Raw genomic sequence first — 22,914 nt, forward strand, 5'->3', positions numbered from 1 at the left:
CGTTGTTATAATAGGTGCAAGTTAATCAACAGAGCAAACAATTGTCAACCAATAAATTAAATCAATTATTACCAAAGCAAATTACCAAACAAATAAACACATATAAAACAGACATTTAAAGTAAACTAATAAAAATATAGTTCCTTAAAAAAGTTAACAAAATAAATACAATTGTCATTTTCCATAATACGTCTCAGTTCACAAACTCGCGATTTCTTGTCCCATTAAATGCTTAACGAGTTCACTTTGCTCGGCGTCGTCAAAGGCCTTGTTGAGCATATGAGCTCGATATGATGCGACTTCCCTGTAATTGGGGTGAGTAAAAATATACATTTGCTCATGATCTAGAGCTTCTACAACTCGTTTGGCTAACAAAGAGCCTTCAATACCCGACTCTACCAAAGCCGCCGCTGCATTATAGTTTTGCTTTAACTTTTGCTTGTCGATGGGGGCTTTGCTTTTATTGGGTTCAGACTGATATTTAGCCTGTTTGTTGCGCAAGGACTCATGAATTCGTGTTTTTACAAAGGCGGGGCACAGGGCACTAACTGCGATATTGTGTGCTTTTAGTTCTACCGCCCAACTCTCGGTCATCGATACTACGGCTGCTTTGGTTGCCGCATAAGCGCTAGAGTATGGTACCCCCATCATGCCAGCCATAGAAGCCACGTTAACTATCCATCCACCTTCACCATGGCGTTTCAATGCAGGCGTTGCCGCTTGTGTGCCATATAGTACGCCCATCATATTCACATCTACCACCCAGCGCCACGTAGCATGATCAGTTTCTTCAATTTTACCCGGTATACCACCAACACCAGCATTGTTCACCACCATGTGTAGCTTTCCGAAGTGTTGTTCTGTCGCCGATACACATTGCTCCCAATCTTCGTAGGAGCTCACATCGAGCTTCAGCGCAAGTACGTTAACCCCTTCGTTTTGAAGTTGTGTGCTAGCCGTAGCTAAGGTTTTTTCATCAATATCAGCAATCACCACATTCATACCCAAGCTTCCAAACTCCTTTGCTAGAGCAAAACCAATCCCACCTGCGCCGCCTGAAATGAGTGTAGTTTTTCCTGAGTATTGATTGGTCATTAGTGTTTCCCTATATGATGTGATTCATGGCGATTAGGCTTAACGTTGTGCCCAAACTCTATTTTTTGATATTTCACCATAAAATATAGGTCGAAACCGCCAGCTTGAATAATTTTGTTGAGTAATAAACAAGCTAGCGTTTCATGAATAGTCGCTTATAGGGCTTTTTTAGTAGGAATAACCACGTTAGCGAAAATCAATCCTGCCACCAAGGACATAAAGATGAGAAATACTTCTTGCCCAATGTGATCAGCTTGCACGAAGTCTTGCCCAGAAATGAAAGAATTCAAACCGATATAAGTTTTTGAGCCGGGTACTAATACAATCAATCCGTGCATAGCAACGATGGTTGACGGTTGATTCGCGATGCGAGTGAAGGCATTTGCAAATATACCCAGAGCAAACGCACCAATGAAAGTGCCGTAGCTTTGGTCCATATAAATCGAAGCGAATACCGTAGTACTGTAGGCGATAAGTGCCGACATTAGTGCCCAAGGTATGTGTTTCACCCTCGTTCTGAATATCGGCACTAGAGCAAAACATAGAAGTACCACTGCAAGCCATGTTGCCCAATAAGGCAGTGAACTTGCTGGCTGAAATTCATTTTGCCCAAATAGACTAAAACCAACCGCCACACCCAAAAAAGCGCCAAAATAGAGCTTAAAGAGTTGCATGATGGCGTCCATTACTCTGGCCGTGCCCGAAACTAAATTCCGAGAGGAAAGTTCTGCTAGGCCCATCGTGAGCGCCAAACCAGGAACGAGCACGATAACCGACGACAACACCATCAATGGAATATTTATTCCGGGGTCGAAATACTGACTGATTGCACAGGCTAAAATACCTGCAACGAACGAGCTTACGGGTTCCAACATCAGATTAACTCGTTTTGATTTTTGTGCCCAAAGTACCCACACATAGGCAACTAACCCTAACAAGCCAGTCCAGAATATCTCAGCCCAAGAAGCTCCCATCAACATTGAAAAAGAGCCTGTTGCTAAAGCAAAGGCAAAACCAGTAATCACTTTGCCGTATGGGCTCGGCATTAAGTCAATTTGATCTAAGCGAAGATCGGCGTCACTTAAAGACATATTGCCAGTGAGTAATTCGTTGGCGAGTTCGTCGGTGAGCGACAATGCATTCATGTCAAGGTCACCCGGCTGTAAACGAGCCGCGTGCGTATACTCATCTTCGTGCTTGTCACTCCAAATAACGAAGGTAATTGACGTAGGCGTGGCAATAAAAGAAGCATGCACACCTAAATAGGTGGATACTTCTTGTAAATAAGCTTCAAGACGAAATGCTGGTGTTCCGTATTTATGTAGCATTTTTCCAAGCTTAACAATAAATCGTCGTATTTGGCGAAACTCATCAGTATGCAAATTATCTATCTACCTTAGTGTTATGAGCGATGACTCAAGACTAGCGTGCGAATGAACCAAGTTAATAGCCGATACTACAAAAACGTACAAATTTCATCGAGGCTTTTCTTTTGTCTAGCATGCGCAGGCACTGTAGCATTTTCAGCTGGGTACCCTGCTATTAAGAGCATGTAGGGGCGTTCATCGTCGGGGCGCTCACAAATCTTGGACAAAAACGACATTGGTTTGGGCGTATGCGTGAGTGTTACTAAACCGGCATGATGCAAAGCAGTTATCAAAAATCCGGTGGCGATGCCCACTGATTCGTGTACGTAGTAATTTTGTTGCTTTTCGCCAGGAGTAATACCCCCCTTTTTTTGGCTGAATATCGCAATTAACCAAGGAGCGGTTTCCAAATAAGGTTTCTGCGCGTCGGTACCGAGTGGTTTCAAGGCATCCAGCCACTCTTCACCTGCCCTGCCTGAATAGAAACCTTGCTCGTGCAACTCGGCTTGTTCCCGCACTTTCTTTTTCACATCGGCTGAGTGGATGGCGACGAAATGCCAAGGTTGATGATTCGCCCCGTTAGGCGCTGTGCCCGCAGCTTTAATGCAATGCTCAATAATTTCTTTTGGCACTGGACGCTCGCTAAAGCTTCGGATACTGTGCCGGCGCTTAATATCATCATAAAATGAGGCAGCACGACGCTTCATTTCCTCTTGAGAGTATTCGATATAATCAGATAGGGGCGTGGCATCGTGTGCTTTCATAGGCTTCTGTTTTCTTTATGGCAAGGTGCTGTTTGTATATTCGTGACTCTGTTTCTATCAGTATATCGGCAAAGCAAACATTCACAAGAAGAGACTACTTTATCACTAACTTAACGAATAAGATGATCGGATTTCTTGAAGCGTTTGCACATACTTCTATAAATGAAGGAAAAACCAGGAAACATAGCGATAACTTTACCTTGTTTGTTTTGATACCAACTTGAACATCCGCCGTTTTTCCATACCGTGCGTTGCATTTCAGCATGCACCATATTGGTATATTTCATCTCAGCTTCGGCACTAGGTTGAATACTTGTAACAGTCTCTTTTTGCAATTCATCGATACACCGACTGATGTATTTCATTTGCGATTCAATCACAAAAATAGCACTGGTGTGGCCAATTCCTGTGTTCGGTCCAGTCACTACAAAGAAGTTTGGAAAGTTGGGCATAGTCGTTCCCAAGTATGCGCGAGGATAGTCTTTCCACTGTTGTGAGAGCGCTATATTATGTTGACCGATAACGCTATATGAAATCATAGAGTCTGCGGCATCGTAACCAGTTGCAAAAACCACTACATCTGCTTTAACTTTACCACTTATTGCAAACTCAATGCCGCCTTCCCAAAAGCCAAGCATGGCATCGCTGGCATCAAACAAACGTAGATTGTCTTTTTGCAAAGCCGGGTAATAAGTGTTTGAAACAATGATACGCTTGCAGCCGATGGTGAAATCGGGGGTTAACTTGGCTCGAAGTTGAGGTGATTCCACCTGTTTCCTGAGATGCCTTAGTGCAGGATAGTGCCCCACCAGTTTGAGCAAAAAAGGACTATATTTAAAGGCAATAACCCTCAATTCTAAGGCCCAATAAATACACCAACGAATAAGCGTATAAAGTGGTCTAAAGGCTAAGATTCTGGCAAGCCACTTGGGGAATGACCAATCCATGCGCGGCAACAACCAATGTGGTGTGCGCTGCACAACTGCGAGTGATTTGACGCGGTCAACAATTGCAGGAATGATTTGAACTGCACTGGCTCCACTTCCCACAATAGCCACATCTTTGCCATCAATCTCAACATCATGCTGCCAATCATTACTGTGAAAGGAAACGCCCTGATAATCCGCCATATTGTTAAACTTTGGAATAACGGGAGTACTTAAAGGCCCAGTTGCATTAATAACAGCTTTAGCTTCGAGGCTCTTTCCATTTGCCAAACTAAGCCTCCAAAAACTCCCCATCCACCTGCTTTCAATCACTTCAGAATTAAGTTTAATGTGTTGGTCGAGTAAATATTTCTGGATCAATGATTCAGTATAATCGGCTAGCTCACTCTGTTTAGCGAACAAGTGTGACCAAACATAAGGCTCTCCAGACACGCTATATAGCGGAGACTGAACATCAACGGCAGCACCCGGATAAGTATTTTGCAGCCAGGTTCCACCAAAAAAAGAGCGACGCTCTAGCATCACAAAATCTGATATGTTGCGCTTTTGAAGGGCAATTGCCGCGGTTATGGCACCAAAGCCACTACCAATAATCACTACTGCATGCATTATCATTTCCTTGTGGGTACAGCGAATAAGGAATTACTGGAGTGATGTTCTATTATGCGCGAGCACTTGTCTAGTATTGCAGTAGAAGAGCGATAAAAATGAAAACCCGATGCTGCAAACAACATCGGGTTTGCGCCTTAGTTCTCTGAGCCGGGGCCGACATCGGCCTCAGTGAGAAAAGTTAAGGCCGATACATCAGCACCGATATCCGCATCTGCGTTTTGACCTTGCCACAAGCCGTTGGATGCCTGTGCAATATCCGCGTCACCCTGAGCACCTTCAATGTTACCAGCACTACCAACAAAGAGAGCAAAGAATGAGCTGCCACTATTGGTAATATCGCGTGAATAAATATGGTTGTTGTCAAAATCTGAGCTTGCGTCAAGGTCACAATCATCTTGTATCGCCTCTCGACTCCTGCCATTTGATGCTAAACCGAGATTGTCACCTTCTTCATCATTTGCAATCAAATTATTATCAAAATCAACGATAAACTGTGCTGATGCACTGCATTCTCTCGACCCAAACTCAAGTGCTTCACGTGAATTGAAGATTGAGTTATTGGCAACTGTTACCAGAGCAATCGTTGACGTAGCATTACCTGAATTAGTAATAACATCGCTATTTGCATACAAGCCTGCTCTATCACCAGAAGTTGTGCGCAAACCAGCAATATAGTTATTGCTTATTGTATGACCAAAAGGACCATAGCTTATACCGCCATCATCGCTATTGTCACTCAGTGAGTTGATTATAATATTATTGCTAACCACATTGTTATTGCCGTCTTCAAGGGCAATCATGCCCGAACCGTCGAGGAAGGTGTTACTGTCGATAGTGTTTCCACCTGACTGAACCTTAATATAACGACGGTCAAGGGTCACATTTTTAAACAGGTTGAATTGTACGCTTGTATTAAGAACACCCTGAGAGTCAGCACCCGTAGAGCGCCCAAGCTGTATCATATAGGCGCTACCGTTTCGGTCACCTGCTGTGCCGTTATCAGGGAAGTCTTTAAACAAATTATAGCTAATAGTGTGGTCTTGATTAACCCCCGCGGTAGCGCTGGAATATACCGAAATAACGCCACCGCTGGTCAAGGCTTTTTGGCCGGTACTGTCAGTAAAACTATTGCGAGTAATTGTACTACCCACTCCGCGTAGCGCTATCCAAGAGAATTGGGCAGATTGGTCACGACCAACTTGCTCGCTGTCTATCACGTTATTGCTAAAGGTAACGCCGTCGCCGCGCATAGTTATTGCACTGCCGCCACTACTTGCACAGTTTGAACCATTCAGAGTATTCACATCAGCAAAACGCAAACCATCGACGGTAATACCATCGCCATTAAGTTCGAAACACATCGGCCCAGAAATCACAGCAGTACTTCCTAATACAGGTTGAATGAGTAGGTTATTCGCTGTGAAAGTCATGCTGTTAGCTATCGCGTCAGTATCAGTATTGGCGTAATTGCCGGTGTTAATGCCTATTACGTCACCGTCGACAAGTGTCGCGCTAGCCGCTACAAGATCTGCAAGGCTGTCGGTGATAACAGTATGAACAACGCCACTGGCGGTTGCCGATGCCGTTTCAGAGAACCCCTCATCATCGGTAAATGAAATGGATACTGAAAGCACTTTACCTCTATCGTCGCTTGTAGGCGTATAGGTTGAGGTGTTAGCTCCGGCAATAACGACATCATCCGCCATCCAAACATAATCAGTTGCGTTTGAGCTTCCATTACCATCAACAAGGGTTGATACAACTTGTGTACCTGCTACCAAAAGCGTTGATTCAGCAATGGATATTGTTGCCTGTGAGTTGCTTGGTGCCGCAATAACAGGCGCAGTTGAATCTGAGCTTAGTGTTTCGTCGAAGCCATCATTGTCGGTGTAGGTCACCATAAGACTAATAGCTGTGCCGATTTGTGCTTCTGTTATTTCGAAGGTGGCATCTGCGGCACCCTCAATGGCCTGACCATCAGCCACCCATTGATAATTAATACTCTCGCCAATGCCATTTTCATCGCTTAGGCTAGCAGATAATAGGCTACCAACAATCGCCTCACCGGAAATAGATAAGGTGCCTATTATATTCACAATTAAACGTTCAACATCGGTAGTTTGTCGAGATAACACGACTTCAGTAAAGCCAGCCTCGTCATCATAAGAAGCGACAACGGATACAGGGTCACCAACTTGATCAGCTGTAAGCTCTAAAGTGGGACCATTCGCTCCATCGATCAAACTATTGCCTGAGCGCCACTGAAATCGCAGAGTGCTAGCAATTACGCCATCATTATCTGTGACCGTAGCCGTAATCGTTTGGCCTTCCAATGCTATGCCGCTTAATGAGATCTCGCCAGGGTTATTGGTATTCTCACCATTCCCACAGGCCGAAATCGCAAGGGCCAACGCGCAAATAGTAAATGACTTCATTTTCATTGTTTGTGTTCCTTTCCCAGTGTTATACATTTTTTTACATAAATTTTGCATAACACTAACACAAACAAAACAACCCGTCTAAGCTGTAAAGTGGCATTACCAATTATTATTTAACTATGTAGATGCATTCTCAGCTTGAGCCCATTCAAGAAGCTCATCAGATTTCATCGGTTTTGCGAAATAGTAACCTTGGAAAATATTACAGCCCATGCCTGTTAACATGTCGACTTGCTCTAGTTCTTCAACGCCTTCTGCGACGATGTCCATCGACATGTGTTTGCCAATTGTAATAATGGCGCGAGCCAACTCAGCAGAGTTCTCGGTATTTAGGCTATTAACAAAAGAGCGATCGATTTTAAGTACATCAAGCGGTAAGTCTTTTAAGTAAGAGAGTGATGAATAGCCGGTACCAAAGTCGTCCAGTGCAACTGTAAAGCCGGCATCACGGAGCTTTTGTAGCTTCACTATGCAATCTTCGATATTGGTTAACAGCCCCGACTCGGTGAGTTCGATTTCGATTTGTTTAGGCTTCACATTATGCGACTTTACTTCTGCAACTAACTTTTCAACAAAATCATCAGCAATCAGCTGAATCGCACTAACGTTAATAGCAATTCTGCTTGGTATAATGAAGCCTTTATCCTGCCAGTGCACAATTTGCTTGCATACGGTTCGCACCATCCACATGCCAAGCTTATCGATTAAACCCGAACGCTCTGCAGAGGCAATAAATTCATCAGGTGAGACAAAACCAACTTCATCACTTATCCATCGACATAGGGCTTCTGCGCCAATCAATTTGCCGTTTGCATCAACCTTTGGCTGATATACCGCAAACAACTCAACTTCATTTTTAATTGCTTGCGCCAACAAACTTTCAATTTTAGTTTTACGATCTATCTCTTCCAGAATACTGGCATCAAATCTACAAAGTGATTCAACATTCTCTCTTTTTGCTTGATTCAAGGCGATTTCGGCACAGCGTATTACCTCAATATTTGCCTGAATTTGCATGGGGAAAACCACTAAACCGCCACGGCAGTCTAAGGTAACAGTGCGTGAATCAAGTTTAATGGGCTGTTTCACTAGCGCATGTATGGCCTGCCAATGCACATCAATCATGCCATCCACTTGCGACGACATTGAGCTGATGATTATCGCAAATTTGTTACCACCGGCCCTGCACGCTTGGATATTATTATTACTGTAAGCCTTGAGCCTTTTTCCGAGCGCTTGTAACGCTAATTCGGCATTTTCGAATCCATACTGGCGATTGACGTCGGTGAAATTCTTAAGGTCAAAGACAATTAGTGCCGACTCAGTATTATCAAGTTTGCTCTGGTCGTAACTCTTGTTAATAAGTTCGTGCAACCTAAAGCGATTTGGTAAACCGGTTTGATAATCGAAAAAAGCTTGTTGATGCATCTGCTTTTCAAGCCTGTCGCGTTTAAGTTCAGCTCCTGTTCTGGCTCTGAATATTTCAAGTATCTTGGTAAAAGTAGGATCGTCTTTGAGAGCTCGCTTAAATAATAATACTATTGCGCCTTCCAACTGACCTTCTTCATTAAGCATCGGAGCTGATATGAAACCAGATGCATTCAGTTTAGTGAATAAGGTTAGATGAGGATATTGCTGAGCCAGATCTTGCTTTACTATGATGATATCGTCAGAGTCCATCAGTTCTGTCGGCACCATTTCAACTGGATAAGAAAAATTATCTACCATTTGCCCGTCGAACAGCACAACGCGGGTTTTAACAATATCTTCTTCTTGCTTTTTATTGTAAATGCATAAATAAGCTAAATCAGCCTGACTCAATTTTTGCAGCTGCACCATTGAATTAACATAAAATTGGTCGCTGTCTCCGCCAGAAACGCCCTCGGCTAATGACGCGAACACCGACTCCAGCTCTTCTCTTTTTCCTATTTGCAGCTTAAGTGACTTTGTCTTTATTTCTAGCGATGTTGCCACGGTAACACAGGCGATGAAATTTAATATGGTGACGGGAACGCCGCCTAAATAGATCATTTCTATCATGCCTTTATCGACAAAAATGCTGCTAAGCGCCACCGCAACCTGAGCAATCAGAGTGAGTATGAGAAAAGACGACAGTAAAAATTTCTTCTTTTTAATTAGCCCTGCTGCTACCCATATTAATACAGTTAATGTGCCGATAGCATAGAACTGGAACATCACAATAAAAATACTTCGCGTACCCGTAAGGCGGGTAACTTCCTCACCGCTAAATAAGATATACCGCACCATCTCAACATTATCGCTGAAACGCAGTGTATAAGGTGACATAACATTAATGGTGAAAAAGACGGCACTTAGGATCGTGAAAGCAATTATCCATTTACTCGAGTAACTTTGCCTGCTCCACTGTAAAAAAATTATCACGTATAGCGGTAGCACGAGAATAACGGTGGATGTTTGTATGCTGAGCCACTCTAAAGCGGTTTCAATGTCTTTCGAGTCATGAAACTGCCAGGTACTATATTGATAAAAAATACCAACGAAACAGCCAACACAAAGTGACTTAAAATGCGGTCGATTTTGATTTAAAGATGACGCGAGAAGAATAGCCGCACAAAGGGCGTTTAAGCCTATTGTTGCCGAGAAATAAAATGGAACAAACTGGTATAGTTCCTGAGTCATTGATCAAAGATGCCCTAGAAAAACAAATGCGTGTACTGCCGATGTCTCGTATTTGCTTACTCAAATTAGTTGAAACCCTGTTTAGGTTATCCTTGATTCAACCTGATTCTTTAATTTTTGTGTTTATTTTTTAAACATATTGCGGTGCATACTAAACGAAAAACTAGACTTAAGTCTAGTGCTAAGAGATCTGAGTTAGCGACATTTGTGTCGGAAGACTAAAAAGAGAGCTATAGTCTATGAGTGATAATTATCTTTAAAGTAGCTCAAAGTCTATTGTAGGAAGCGACTCAAAGCTTGGTATCGCGAAAAGATAGCCTTGAAAGTAGCGAAAGCCTAACTCTCGAAGCACTTTAAATTCCTCGGGCTTTTCAACACCTTCTACAATAATCCTTCTAGTCACCCTTTCGAGCATATTTTTGGTTGACTCTACTATCAATTGCTTTCTTTGATGCAGATGTATATCACTAATGAGACTACGATCTATTTTAACCTCATCAGCTTCAATTTCACCCAGCAACTTTAGACCCGAAAAGCCAGCTCCAAAGTCATCGATGGCAGTCGAAAAACCTCTACTTTTGTAGTCATTGACGATTTTAGTAACATGGTCAGCATCTTTATATTCTTCAAGTTCAGAAAATTCAAAAGTGATATTCGAAATGGGGAAATTATACTTCTTAGCTGCGTTGAGTGTGGTTTGAATACATCTTGCTGGTTCGTAGACCGCGTTAGCAAACTAAGGGCTTTGAAGGTTCTCCAACTGCTGCTGAGCTTAAAATCTTCATTTGCATTGCTTTGAGGGTCTCGATATGCTCATTCTTGGTTAGAACGTAACCGAAAAGGGATCACAATGGAGATAGTGCGTGTATTCGGCAAAGTGGTTGGTTTGATGCTTTGTTGTTCAACAATTAATGCTCAACCGCTATGGTCAACCGTACCGTCCTCGTCATTGCAACCCTCAGCAATGACTTTACAGCTGCTGGAACGGGACACTTTGTCGGTAGGTCAACAGCTCGAACTGCCTATCAACATAGAAACAGTGATAAGAGCATTGTACTGACTGCAAACCCCAATGAAATCGCCATACTGACCCTTGGGGAACATACGATCCAGGATAGGATACAAAGCAATACCGCGGTTTATCATGTCAGTGCCAGCAAGTTAACCGGCGAGATTGCCATTGTTAGCGCAACGCGAAATGTCAATGCAGCGGCCACGGAAACGGATGTCGTTATACCGCCGAGGCAAACTGCTCCTCGTTCGGATTTTACACCGCAAAGCGGGAAGTACCTTCTCCGAACGCCGGCGATTTCGTCCAAAGATACGGCGCAAATTGATGTGTTATTTGTTTATACGGCTGAAGCTGCTAGCCAGTATGACGGTAATTTACCGACCTATATTAACTATCTAATGACTCTGGCTAACGAAGCTTTTGCCAATAGCGATGTCCACATACAGCTTAACGGTGTGGGTATGGTAGAAGTTAATTATGCGAGTAATGAAGATGCCAATGCCAGTCTTATTGATATAACGACTGCAGGTCATGAAGCATTCGCAGAGATAGCCAATATCCGAACTGAAACTGGGGCTGATATTGTTAGTTTGATTACTGCAGATACCTCATGTGGCGTTGCCTTCGGCAACGATCAAATCCTTGGCAATGCGCGACATATGTTTCATGTGGTATCAACCCGCGCGATATTGGCAAATAGTTGTGCTGAAGATACCTTTGCGCACGAATTAGGGCATAATTTGGGGCTGGGTCATTCGCACCCGCAAGAACCGACAGGTGGCTATACCTATAATTTTGCCTTAGGTCATGGCTTTGACAATGCATTCGCAACTATCATGGCCTATCCAGGGGTTTTCAATGCAAACTTCAGTAAAGTACTGCAGTTTTCTAACTCAGAAGGCAATTGTAATGGTTACGCTTGTGGAATTGAGCGTACCGACGCTGCGCAGGGTGCTGATGCCTCCTTTGCTCTCAATCAAGTGCGTTTTGAAGCGGCTACTTTGGTCGAGTCTGAGGGTAGTTTACGTCTTGCCGAAGATGCATTGAATGAAATTGAGGATAGCCAGTTAAAACAGTGTGTAAGCCAAACAATATCAACCAAGAATCTTCGTTATGCGGCATCAATGTTTGAATTAGTTTGTGATCAAGGCGGGGTAGAGTCCTTGGCCGGATTGGAGAATTTTACTCAGTTAGAGGTGCTTGAGCTTGCCAATAATAACATTAGGTCTTTATTACCCCTGGCAAGCTTATCGTCGCTATCTGTGCTAAATGTGTCGAATAATGCGATCTCAGATATCACTCCGCTGTCGCGATTGCTTCATCTAAACCGATTGAACCTGTCATTAAATGCCATCACGGAAGTGACGGCACTGGAAACCTCAGCGCGGCTGCGCGATCTGGATATATCAGAGAACAGTCTTACCGATATTTCGACCTTAATAAGTCAACAGCGACGTTGGGTGAACGTCAACTTGCTGGGCAATACGGGAATTTATTGCTGGCAGCAAAATTACTTTGAACGGTATTTGTTAAGTGGGTTTGCGTTGATTGTTTCAGAGGCATGTGACCCATCACCGGGCGCTGAAGATGCAGATGGCGATGGCATAAGTAATGATCTTGAGCTTACCGCAAATACTAATCCATTGATGGCGGAAAATGCGCCTGGCAACATTCAATTTTCACATACGGTCACTCGAATCAGGGAAGGCGAAGCACAAGCAAACATTGTGATTGAGCGCGTGGCTGGAAACACAGGGAGCCTGCAAGTCAGCATAACTAGTGATGCAATTTCTGCACAACAAAATGTCGATTATATACTCCCAGATGCAACGCTGGTTTTTGCAGACGGTGAAACAAGTAAAATGCTTAGTGTCAACATCGTTGACGATAGTCAGTTTGAGTTAGCCGAGAAATTCACGCTGAGTTTGTATTCTGATCCGCAAACCCGAATTGATTCAGCAACAGTGGTTATTGACGACAATGAAGCAGCAATAGAGTGGCTTGTTACCGACTATGCAGTCACCGAGCAGCAGAGGCAAGTGGTGCTAGTCGCAACGCGAACCGCAGATGCAATCGGTCAGTCTACGGTTGCCTTTAGTGTCAGTCCGGAGACAGCACTTTTTGGTAACGGTAATGACTATCTGGATGAACGAGGTACACTGACCTTTGCGGAAGGGGAAACGGAAGCGAGTGTGATCATTGGTATTTTCCAAGATTCGTTGGCTGAGCCTGAGGAATCGTTTTACGTTACCTTAACAGCCCCAGAAAACGCGAATCTGGGTCAAAATCGAGTTGTTCGAGTGAGTATTACCGATGGCGAACCGGGTACACCTGATCCAGTTGAACCGAACCCGTCGCCTGCTCCAGTACCCACGCCGAACGCCGGTGATTCTGGCGGCTCTATAAGTGTCTTTTGGCTTTTAGGATTGTTGGGTTTATTAATAATCAGGGCAAACGGTTGCAAGAGCAGTTAAGTGAGTGAGCGCCACAGCCTTTTCTATTAGAGCCTTAGCTTTAGATAGACACAAAAGTCATCAATACCGAATGACAATTGTCACTATTTAGGCGCTAGTTCATTTTTATTTAATCGTTGACGGCAAGCTTGACGCTTCCTGAAAAAGTAAAATTGGAAAACCGCCCATGCGCTCAACTAAGCCTTCAATACGCCGCGTGTTCTCTCCATTTGGTGCTAAGTCACGAATATAAATGCCAATTATCTGTTCAGGATATTGCAATTTAATACTGGTGTAGACTTCTGGGTCTTGTTCACCACTATCGCCGATGAGAACAAACTGTCTTTGTGGATATTTATCTAAAATCTGGCGCAACTGCGCAGGCTTTGTCGCTTCACCATCTTTAAAAAGTGCCAACAGACTTTCATCTCGAAAGCGGAACGACTTCAGCGAAAGTGAAAAATCAGGAAAGCCAGCAAGTTGCAGAAATGACTCAAGTTCGGAATATAAGTACCAAGGGCTAGATGAAACATAGTGAAAACTCACTCCTTGCTCAGACCACGAAGAATATACCTCAGCAATATTTGGAACAGCGGAAAATGAGTTCAGAAATGTATTTTCAAGCAGTGCTTTCTTTGATTTTACTTCACTAATTTTAACAGTATCATCAATGTCGCTGATCACAGAAATGCCATATTGAGGAATCAGGCGAGCTCGACCACATACTTCCCTTGAATGAATGCGAGTACAATACTGAATAGATTGAATAAAAGCCTTGTTATCCTGATCTTCGTCTACATTACTGGCTGTAAAATAGCTTAGTACCTGCCCGTTTTCCTGTGTTTTACCAACGCGGTATAGATTTTTAGAGGCTAAGTTGCTTTTCGTCTTAAGCGCTATGGTGAACCATTTACCTCTTTCATTATCAACCAGAAACTGATTTATCCTGTGCTCAAAAGTGGCCGCGTTTTCATTGTCGATGTCGATATCATAAGCAAGCCACAAACTCTCTTTTACAACTTTCATGCGAACCTGACTATCTGCTGGCTCGTATACCCAAGCATGAACAGGAATCTGCCATTCGCCGGTACCATCACCATTTGCATCACGTAGAAACGCATCTGTCGTAAAAAACTGCAACACTTCATCAGGGGCGATGTTATTCTCTTGAACACTCAGTGCTTGGTCTTGAAAGTCTCCTGCAGCGCAAGCATTTAACCACAGAAAACTGCTGATAAGAAAACTACGCTTCAAGAATCTCTTTGCATGCATCTGGCGCTCCTATAGGCACGGCTGATTGACCTAAATAATAAATGCGATTCAGCTATCACTATCAACACGTATAGAGTATCGCCGATAAAGGAATTATCGCAAAACCTGCCAGTAAACGATAATGAAACCCAACTGGATTTCGATTTTGGTGCTTAAAAACACTTCTTAAATTCAACTGCTATAAAGACTAGCATGTACCGTTAATACTTCTCGTGCTTATTTAATTTGCTTTTTTATTACCTCGTATTACCCAGATATTTTTATACTTGCTGCCGTTTTTTTAAATTTGCTTATTTCCTATACAAATCTATTGCGCTACATTACGACCATTTACTAAGTCTTAATAGGAAATAGAAAGCATGGAAAATAAAGCATCAAGGTCGACTTCGATCAAATTATTATTAACGGCAGGTATCATATTTTTGTTCAGTGCCTGCAGCGGCCCTTCAGAGGATAGCGCATCAAATCAGCTTGATAGTTATGAAGAGCTTGATGACAAAGCCTATGCTGCCAACTATCAAGACAATGATGAAAACGAAGATGGCGACGACTACGAAGAGCCTTATCCGGAATATTGCTTAAGTGGGAAAGTGAATATTACTGAATCAACCAATATTGATGAGTTTGATTGTGAAATCGCTGTGGAAGGCAAGAACCGTGGAGATATCAATAATCCTAACGCCATGAGTGTATCTGTTACCTTGCAAGGCAATGAACAATTAAATAATGCAGGTATTAAGTACTTTACTTTAGACGCAGAAGTTACTGGTGAGAATATAAGACAAATTAACGCTATCTACTACCCTCGGTGACAGCTGGCTTTAGGGCAGTTTCGCGTGTACTCATTTGTGGTGTTAAAGAAATTTGTGAAATATTCGTCGTTGAGGTGAGTAAGTCAGCTGACCTTTGGTGCTGAAATTGGGATAGTGAGATGCGAAAGACCTTGCCTCAACATAAAACATGTTCAAGCATTACTGTATCCTTCGTGTGTCATGCGCCAAAGTCAAAATCCCTTTGGATGGTAAAATCATCAAAAATAACCGTTTGCTCCAAAGCTTCGACTGGCGGTGCTCTGGAATTGTTGGCAGTGATGGGTGAGCCTTGTTTGTCTAGATATGACAATATCTTGTGGATGATGGTGAGTTTTGTGATACAAGCAATTATCGTTACATTGTGCTTTTGACATTTTTCACATTCGGTAATATCTATGTTAAAGACCCGCTTTAAGCGCTGGGCCCAACTCATGCCTCTTGCATGATAGGGTTTATCAGACGGGTGTTGCTTATCAACGAGTTTAGGGCTGTTTTTTCCACGTTGCGATGCAGTCACCTTCGATCGAAGATTGCTGTTGGGCGCAAATACCCCATAAAACCTAGTCAAATTTTGCCTTGGCGGTGGAATAAGAGCGGCTAGTTTGCCTATAAAGTCTAAAGGGTCAAAGAATATATGAGTTGTCCCATCTCGATATGGGGTCTTCAACTCATATCGCACTTTTCCATGCTCGGTCATGCTCAAGCGCTGCTCACTAATAGCTGGACGGCTGATGTAACGACACAAGCGTTCTAGTTTTTCAGGCTCATCGGCATTGGCAAATACTCCAGCATGTAATGAAAAGCCTGAAGTATTAGCTAACTGTCCATACTCGCCATCAGTGCTCGCAGGCAGGGTTTGTAAGGTAAACACCTTTTGCCCTTGTTGCGGTCCCATGGCGATGCGGTAGCTGACAGACGCTCCTTGCAACTGCAGCAGACTATCCTCATCATCTACTGGCAAAGTGAGGTAACTGTTTTCCATGTCGCGTTGTACTAAACCGACTTTTTGTAAATATCGAGCAATGCGTTGGCTAATGGTATGCAACAGTTCGACCATGTCATCATGTGTTGGGGCCTTTATCCGGGTAAAGGTAGTGCCACTCCATGGATTTTCACTTACTGAACCTTCTAAGAACAGCATATGAAAATGGATGTTCAAATTGAGGGCGCTACCGAAGCGTTGAATGAGGGTAACAGCTCCTGTTTTAGCTTGTTTATTGGTAAAGCCTGCTCGGCTCACAATATGAGTAGAAATGGCGCGATAAATAACGCCCATCACTTTACTTAACTCACTTGGGCATCTTGCCAGCAGTAATCGAAGTGGAATGGGGAGGCTCAGTACCCATTGCCTTATGGGATAGCCCCGTAATACATCATCTACCAATAAAGCTGCACTTTCTGCCATTCGTCTCGCGCCGCAGCTTGGGCACAAAATCGTTGGGAACGATTTTGAACAACCGAAGGTTGGCCCAAAGGGCGTAGGACAGGATGTCCGGAGTAAAATCCACGTCGCTTGCAGCTAAACGCGACTAACTTTTCATGTTTGCAGTCGCCGCATACCACGCGTAAAAACCCATTCTCAAGTCGACCGCATTTGAGAAACTCATCAAATTCCTTTTCAACATGATGTGGCAACGACTTTCCTTGATGAGAAAGGTGCGCTTGAAAGTCTGGATAGTTACACTCAACCAATTGATACAGCAATGTTTGCTCTGGTCGATGACGTTGATACTTGTGTTTGTTTGGAACTTGCAACAATGGTGTCCTTGCCACCAATTTTTTGTATAGTTTGCTGAAAATGTTTACGCTTGGATACTGGATTTAGTACCTGAATTTGAATAGCGTTCAGCTTCTGCTATGCGAACAAACCAGCAACTTAGTTTATCGCTCCTGAATGCTCGGAGTTTGTCTTTTTCCTCCTGTCAGGTTAAATCGAAACTCATAACCAAAGATGCCAGATTAGGTTTAAGCTACTACAAATCACACTACTACAAATCACACTACTACAAATCACACTAATGCAATTTAAAGTGCAATTTAAAGTAGCTCAAAGTCTATTGTAGGAAGCGACTCAAAGCTTGGCATCGCGAAAAGATAGCCTTGAAAGTAGCGAAAGCCTAACTCTCGAAGCACTTTAAATTCCTCGGGCTTTTCAACACCTTCTACAATAATCCTTCTAGTCACCCTGTCGAGCATATTTTTGGTTGACTCTACTATCAATTGCTTTCTTTGATGCAGATGTATATCACTAATGAGACTACGATCTATTTTAACCTCATCAGCTTCAATTTCTCCCAGCAACTTTAGACCCGAAAAGCCAGCTCCAAAGTCATCGATGGCAGTCGAAAAACCTCTGCTTTTGTAGTCATTGACGATTTTAGCAACATGGTCAGCATCTTTATATTCTTCATGTTCAGAAAATTCAAAAGTGATATTCGAAATGGGGAAATTATACTTCTTAGCTGCGTTGAGTGTCGTTTGAATACATCTTGCTGGTTCGTAGACCGCGTTAGGCATAAAATTAATCGATAAATTGCTTGTTATTCCTAATTTAGACGCCCACTCAATTGCTTTCACTCTACAAGCTTGGTCAAAAGAATAAATATTAGTTGCACTTACATGTTGAAACACCTCTGCGGCACCACCACCATTAATGGTTCTTACTAGCGCTTCATAGGAATGCACACGCTTAAGTTTGATGTCAATGATGGGTTGAAATGCCATCGATATAGCAATAGAGAAGTCGTCACCATTTTTACATTGGCTACAATTTGTCAAGCATCACCATAGAAATAGAACTTATTCTTAAATAGTACAGCTTTTAAACTAATACAATAAGCTGATTTACACAAACCTTTCTCATCTCTTTACATTTGTTCTACAGACATATTCCCTATGCTAGCACCTTCAATTCCGTAGCCAAACCTCAGTTCATATGCAAAGATAAAGTCTGCTGTTCACCCCGATAACTATAGACTGCGTTAAACAGCACTACGCTATCTTTGGTATTCAGTAAATACTCATTTTTACAAAGCACTACTGAGGCAAGTTTACAGAGGAAGTATCAGCAAATGTCACAAAACTCAACTTCATTGGCACCGCAAGAACAACATACTAAGCAAATTCTGAATGTATTGGCGACTCCGCTCGCACTTCCCTGCGGAACAGTAATTCCCAACCGGCTAGGGAAAAGCGCGATGACGGAAGGTTTAGCAGATCCTCATGGTAGGCCAACTCATGAGCACATTCAGCTCTACAAAACATGGGCTGAAGGTGGAACTGGCTTGCTAATAACAGGCAACATCATGGTCGATAAACGCTACCTTGAACGCGCTGGCAATGTGGTGCTTGAAGATAATAGTTCAATTGAACTACTAAAGCGTTGGGCCTCGGCAGGAAAATCTTCAGGGAATAAGCATTGGGTTCAACTCAATCACCCTGGCCGACAATGCCCAAAACTAGTGAATAAGCAGCCGCTGTCACCCTCAGATATTCAGCTCGATATGTTGGGCAATTTTGGAAAGCCAAGAGCGATGACTCAAGCCGATATAGACGACGTAATTCAGCGCTTTGCGAGATCTGCGGCCATCACTAAAGAAGCGGGGTTCAGTGGGGTGCAAATACACTGCGCTCACGGCTATTTGTTAAGTCAATTTTTGTCACCAAAAATTAATAAACGACAGGATAAATATGGCGGCTCCCTAGAGAACCGAGCTCGCATAATACGAGAGCTTATTGCGGCAGTGAGGCTAGCGGTTGGTAAAGATTTTCCAATTGGGGTGAAACTGAATTCATCCGACTTTCAGAAAGGCGGTTTCACTCTTGATGAATGCGCTCAGGTAGCCAGTTGGTTAGGTCAAGACGGGATAGACTTACTTGAAATCTCTGGAGGCACCTACGAACAATTGAGTTTAATCGGTGTTGAGCCCACAGAGGTGCGAGAAAGCACGCGAAAACGAGAAGCTTACTTCATTGAGTACGCCAAGCGCATCAAAGAAGCCGCAAAAGTACCACTGATGCTTACAGGCGGCTTTCGCAGCAGACAGGTTATGGAAAATGCCATTAGCTCTGGCGAAGTCGATCTCATTGGCCTTGCTCGCCCGCTGTGTACTCAGCCCTATTGCTCAAATGACTTAGTGACTCAAAAAATCGACAAGCTCGATGACCACGAGCACAAACTCGTGCTTGGTAAAGGTTTTTGGGGAAATAATAGCTCATCAAATCTGATTAAGGGTATCAATAGCTTTGGGCAAGTAGGCTTTTACTATTGGCAGATAATTCGATTAGCAAAAGAACTCAAACCTCAGCCTGAACTAGGCGTATTTCACTCGTTTTTAAAACATAGCTTTAACGATATTCGTTTAAATTTAAGACGCAAAAAGACCTTCAAAAATAACGCACAAGACAAATAGAGCAATTGTCATATTTCTGCACTCGTAGTGTCACGTTTTGTTCATACTAAAGGCTTAGCCTACCAATGTTGGTAATCAAACGTGAGATTCGCATGAAACTCGACAAAATAAGTGAAGTAGATACAAGGCTCTTTTATTGGTTTAACAAATTTACAACCGGCCGAAATTGCAGGCCCATTCGCTATCTTTCGAAAACTGGAGACGGCCATTTGTATCTGATTTTAGGCCTAATTTTATTCTATTTAGATAGCAAACATGGCCAACTCTTCTTTTACACGTCGATCATGGCTTATGCTTTTGAGATACCACTGTATTTAATATTGAAGCAGTATTTTAAGCGACCAAGACCGGCAATGACGCTGCTCAATTACAAAGCACTTATTACACCGTCTGATAAATTTAGCCTGCCGTCTGGGCATACCGCCGCCGCATTTTTGATGGCAACCATTATTGGTTATTTTTATCCTGCATACATCATGATCGCATTACCGTGGGCAACACTGGTTGGCCTCTCCAGAATACTCTTAGGCGTACACTACCCTTCTGATGTTTTGGTAGGTGCGGCATTGGGAGTCAGTATTGCGGCTTTGAGCATAGCAATTTTAGCGTAGTATCTACCTTAGGCAGAAACTCTATGAAAATATTGTACGGAATCCAAGGAACTGGTAACGGTCATATTACCAGAGCAAGAATTCTCAATAATGCGTTCAAACAGCGTCATGATATTGAGGTCGATTATTTGTTCTCAGGGAGAGAGCGCAATAAGTATTTTGACATGGAAGGCTTTGGCCACTTTGAAACAAAAACAGGGCTCACCTTTGTTGCACAAAACGGCAGTATCAATAGACTCGAGACTATCAAGCAAACCAAGCTCATGACATTTATAAAAGATATCAAAAGCCTTAACCTTGATAAATATGATTTAGTATTAAATGATTTTGAGCCTATATCTGCGTGGGCAGCAAGACTACAAGGCAAGCCGTCACTCTCTATTAGTCATCAAGCGGCATTTTGCCACGCTGTTCCTAGCACTGGGGCAGATCTTATAGATAAGTTTTTGATCAAGTATTTTGCACCGACGCGCCACTCATTAGGTGTGCATTGGTATCACTACAATCAGGCGGTTATTCCTCCTTTTGTTGAATTAGGCCTTAACGCTCAGCATTCAATTAATAAGGTCCAAGCATATACGCTTGTTTATTTACCCTTCGAGTCAATCGATGCAATCAAAAATACACTCGCCCCATTAAGTGAACACAGCTTTGTTTGCTTTCACCCCGATATTGATTCTCCATACAAAGCACAAAACATTGAATGGAATACGCCTAGTAAAAGTGGTTTCCAAAAGGCCCTTGGCAAGTGCAAAAGTGTTATTGGCAATGCTGGTTTTGAATTAGCGACCGAATGTATAAGCTTAGGGAAACCGCTTTTAACGAAACCTCTAAATGGTCAATTCGAACAACTTTCGAATGCCAAAGCGCTGCAGGACTTAGGTTTAAGCCATACAATTTATCAGCTAGATACCGACCTGATAGAGGAATGGCTAGAGAAAGCGCAGGGCAACACAGTAACTTTTCCGTCTGACCCGCAGCAACTTGTTGATTGGCTGGTCGCAGGGGAATGGGAGAATGTTCAATCAATTTGTGAGCAATTGTGGACGCAGGTGAAGTATCCACAGAGTGTAAAGCAGAAGCTCAATTGACATTCATTGAGTATGACCCATCAACTAGATGGAACACAGTTTTTAGGTGATGATTACATTTCGCGAGGCTTTACATTCCTTTCAGTGTTAATTCATGAAAGTGTGTTTAAATATGAAATCCTAGATATTTAAATTTGCTTTTACTAGTGAGTAGTAGCGTGGGTCTTTTGTTTTCAGCTCGCTTTCAACCCAAGACTTTGCGTCTTCAGACAGGACAGCACCACGTTCTATTAGTTTTTTGGCATATGTAGGGGGCCTTTTAAGATTATATGACATCACTAAAACTTCTTTTACGACATCAAATTCTGTTGACAAAACTAGCTCTTCTTTGCCGATTAGGTACTCGAACATACTGGGGCCATCTTCGTGAAAAAGAGAATTTACAATCGCACTGCCGCTTGCCGAAGTTGAAAGTGATAAATCCACACCGTAGTTTTCTAACTTTTGAATCTGCTCCACATTCAGGTACATAGCTAAGGCACTAATATCGATACCTGTTAGCTTGTGTCCGTTGAGTACAATTTCTTCCACTACCTCGAAAGGAGCTTTGTTTGTTAATGCGGTGTAAATCTTTCCGGGCACTGCGAAAGGGTCTGTATGCGATAGTTGCTCTAACTCTACTAAGTATTGATCCCAATCGAGCACACTTTCTCGCTCAAACAAATTCAGTCCTTCGAATCTCTCCTTAATCAAAGTAGTTGTAGACACTACACTGACGTCAGAAAAATTATTTTCGGCAAAATATTTGTCTAAATCTTCGGGGCTCATATTGCTAAAGTCGACGTCCGCTAAAGTGCCGATTTTTTGATTTTGGTTGGGGTTACTCTGAAGAAAAACTTGGGAACTGGATTTCTTGGACACCTCGCTGCTACATACCTCCAGATAGCAATCAGACGATTTCGAAATTGATTCCTCATGAGCCTCATCTTTTGAATAATGATCGACGATCAGGGAGCCCGCTAAGACAGCGAGCAGAGCTAGAACGAATACAATCGCAGAAACGATTTGTTTTTTTTGGCCCCACTTACTGGAGAAGCGGTCTAGCCAATGATAGAGTAGGGCAAGACCTGCTCCTTTTATTGGCCTACCTAAAAGGCGCTCGCCATAACTAATAATATACGAGCAGCGAAGATTACTCTTAGTAGGCCAAAAGTTTGATACCTGTGACATGAATTTTCCTTTTCTATTAATTGATTGAAATACTAGAAAATATGCTGACTAAGAATATAAGAAAGATTAGCGATATACACTACCCTTTGTGACAGCTGGATGTAAAGCTTGTTTGCGATATGAGAAAGCTGGTGCCTCAACACATTAATGCTCAAGCTATATTTAACGTTAGTGCTTTTAGGCACCAAAGTTGAAAT

General features: G+C 42.8%; 15 protein-coding genes and 1 pseudogene. 5 read left to right on the forward strand and 11 right to left on the reverse strand.

Annotated elements, in window-relative coordinates; all coding sequences use genetic code 11:
• Positions 1-198 precede the first annotated feature (198 nt).
• From ISG33_RS12240 to ISG33_RS12270, 7 genes are all read right to left on the reverse strand, one after another.
• Complete coding sequence (locus ISG33_RS12240) at positions 199-1,095, reverse strand: SDR family NAD(P)-dependent oxidoreductase (protein WP_195733911.1); 897 nt, start codon at positions 1,093-1,095, stop codon at positions 199-201.
• 155 nt (positions 1,096-1,250) lie between these two features.
• Positions 1,251-2,477 (reverse strand): threonine/serine exporter family protein, encoded by a 1,227-nt coding sequence (locus ISG33_RS12245; RefSeq protein WP_195733912.1) that lies wholly within the window; start codon positions 2,475-2,477, stop codon positions 1,251-1,253.
• Positions 2,478-2,551: 74 nt separating this feature from the next.
• On the reverse strand, positions 2,552-3,226 hold the full coding sequence (locus tag ISG33_RS12250) for a nitroreductase family protein (RefSeq protein WP_195733913.1): 675 nt from the start codon (positions 3,224-3,226) through the stop codon (positions 2,552-2,554).
• Between the two features lie 110 nt (positions 3,227-3,336).
• Positions 3,337-4,782, reverse strand: coding sequence for a flavin-containing monooxygenase (locus tag ISG33_RS12255; protein ID WP_229333574.1), 1,446 nt, complete (start codon positions 4,780-4,782; stop codon positions 3,337-3,339).
• A 137-nt stretch (positions 4,783-4,919) separates the two neighbouring features.
• A complete protein-coding gene (locus ISG33_RS12260; RefSeq protein ID WP_195733915.1) occupies positions 4,920-7,226 on the reverse strand; it encodes a chondroitinase-B domain-containing protein in 2,307 nt (768 codons plus the stop codon).
• A 114-nt stretch (positions 7,227-7,340) separates the two neighbouring features.
• The gene (locus ISG33_RS12265) at positions 7,341-9,884 is read right to left on the reverse strand and encodes a putative bifunctional diguanylate cyclase/phosphodiesterase (RefSeq protein WP_195733916.1); all 2,544 of its coding nucleotides are present in this window, start codon (positions 9,882-9,884) and stop codon (positions 7,341-7,343) included.
• 256 nt (positions 9,885-10,140) lie between these two features.
• Positions 10,141-10,587, reverse strand: coding sequence for an EAL domain-containing protein (locus tag ISG33_RS12270; protein WP_195734397.1), 447 nt, complete (start codon positions 10,585-10,587; stop codon positions 10,141-10,143).
• A gap of 221 nt (positions 10,588-10,808) precedes the next feature.
• On the opposite strand from ISG33_RS12270, the gene ISG33_RS12275 reads away from it, so the two are divergent.
• Complete coding sequence (locus ISG33_RS12275) at positions 10,809-13,370, forward strand: Calx-beta domain-containing protein (RefSeq protein WP_195733917.1); 2,562 nt, start codon at positions 10,809-10,811, stop codon at positions 13,368-13,370.
• 105 nt (positions 13,371-13,475) lie between these two features.
• Here ISG33_RS12275 and ISG33_RS12280 read toward each other — a convergent pair whose 3' ends face one another.
• Positions 13,476-14,621, reverse strand: coding sequence for a phosphatidate phosphatase App1 family protein (locus ISG33_RS12280; protein ID WP_195733918.1), 1,146 nt, complete (start codon positions 14,619-14,621; stop codon positions 13,476-13,478).
• A gap of 359 nt (positions 14,622-14,980) precedes the next feature.
• Between ISG33_RS12280 and ISG33_RS12285 the strand changes: the two genes are divergently transcribed.
• A complete protein-coding gene (locus tag ISG33_RS12285; RefSeq protein ID WP_195733919.1) occupies positions 14,981-15,433 on the forward strand; it encodes a hypothetical protein in 453 nt (150 codons plus the stop codon).
• A 178-nt stretch (positions 15,434-15,611) separates the two neighbouring features.
• Here ISG33_RS12285 and ISG33_RS12290 read toward each other — a convergent pair.
• Positions 15,612-17,209: pseudogene (locus ISG33_RS12290) on the reverse strand (transposase).
• 261 nt (positions 17,210-17,470) lie between these two features.
• Positions 17,471-18,211, reverse strand: a complete 741-nt coding sequence (locus ISG33_RS12295; RefSeq protein ID WP_229333577.1) for an EAL domain-containing protein — start codon at positions 18,209-18,211, stop codon at positions 17,471-17,473.
• 293 nt (positions 18,212-18,504) lie between these two features.
• Between ISG33_RS12295 and ISG33_RS12300 the strand changes: the two genes are divergently transcribed.
• From ISG33_RS12300 to ISG33_RS12310, 3 genes are all read left to right on the forward strand, one after another.
• Positions 18,505-19,845: an NADH:flavin oxidoreductase/NADH oxidase family protein gene (locus ISG33_RS12300; protein ID WP_229333578.1), complete on the forward strand. Its 1,341-nt coding sequence runs from the start codon at positions 18,505-18,507 to the stop codon at positions 19,843-19,845.
• A 92-nt stretch (positions 19,846-19,937) separates the two neighbouring features.
• A complete protein-coding gene (locus ISG33_RS12305) occupies positions 19,938-20,456 on the forward strand; it encodes a phosphatase PAP2 family protein (RefSeq protein ID WP_195734400.1) in 519 nt (172 codons plus the stop codon).
• Positions 20,457-20,479: 23 nt separating this feature from the next.
• Positions 20,480-21,547 (forward strand): MJ1255/VC2487 family glycosyltransferase, encoded by a 1,068-nt coding sequence (locus tag ISG33_RS12310; RefSeq protein WP_195733920.1) that lies wholly within the window; start codon positions 20,480-20,482, stop codon positions 21,545-21,547.
• A 120-nt stretch (positions 21,548-21,667) separates the two neighbouring features.
• Here the strand turns inward: ISG33_RS12310 and ISG33_RS12315 are convergent, their stop codons facing one another.
• Positions 21,668-22,717, reverse strand: a complete 1,050-nt coding sequence (locus ISG33_RS12315; RefSeq protein WP_195733921.1) for a hypothetical protein — start codon at positions 22,715-22,717, stop codon at positions 21,668-21,670.
• Positions 22,718-22,914 lie beyond the last annotated feature (197 nt).

The organism is Marinibium conchae, from assembly GCF_015595035.1.
In the GTDB taxonomy this organism is placed as follows: domain Bacteria; phylum Pseudomonadota; class Gammaproteobacteria; order Enterobacterales; family Alteromonadaceae; genus Glaciecola.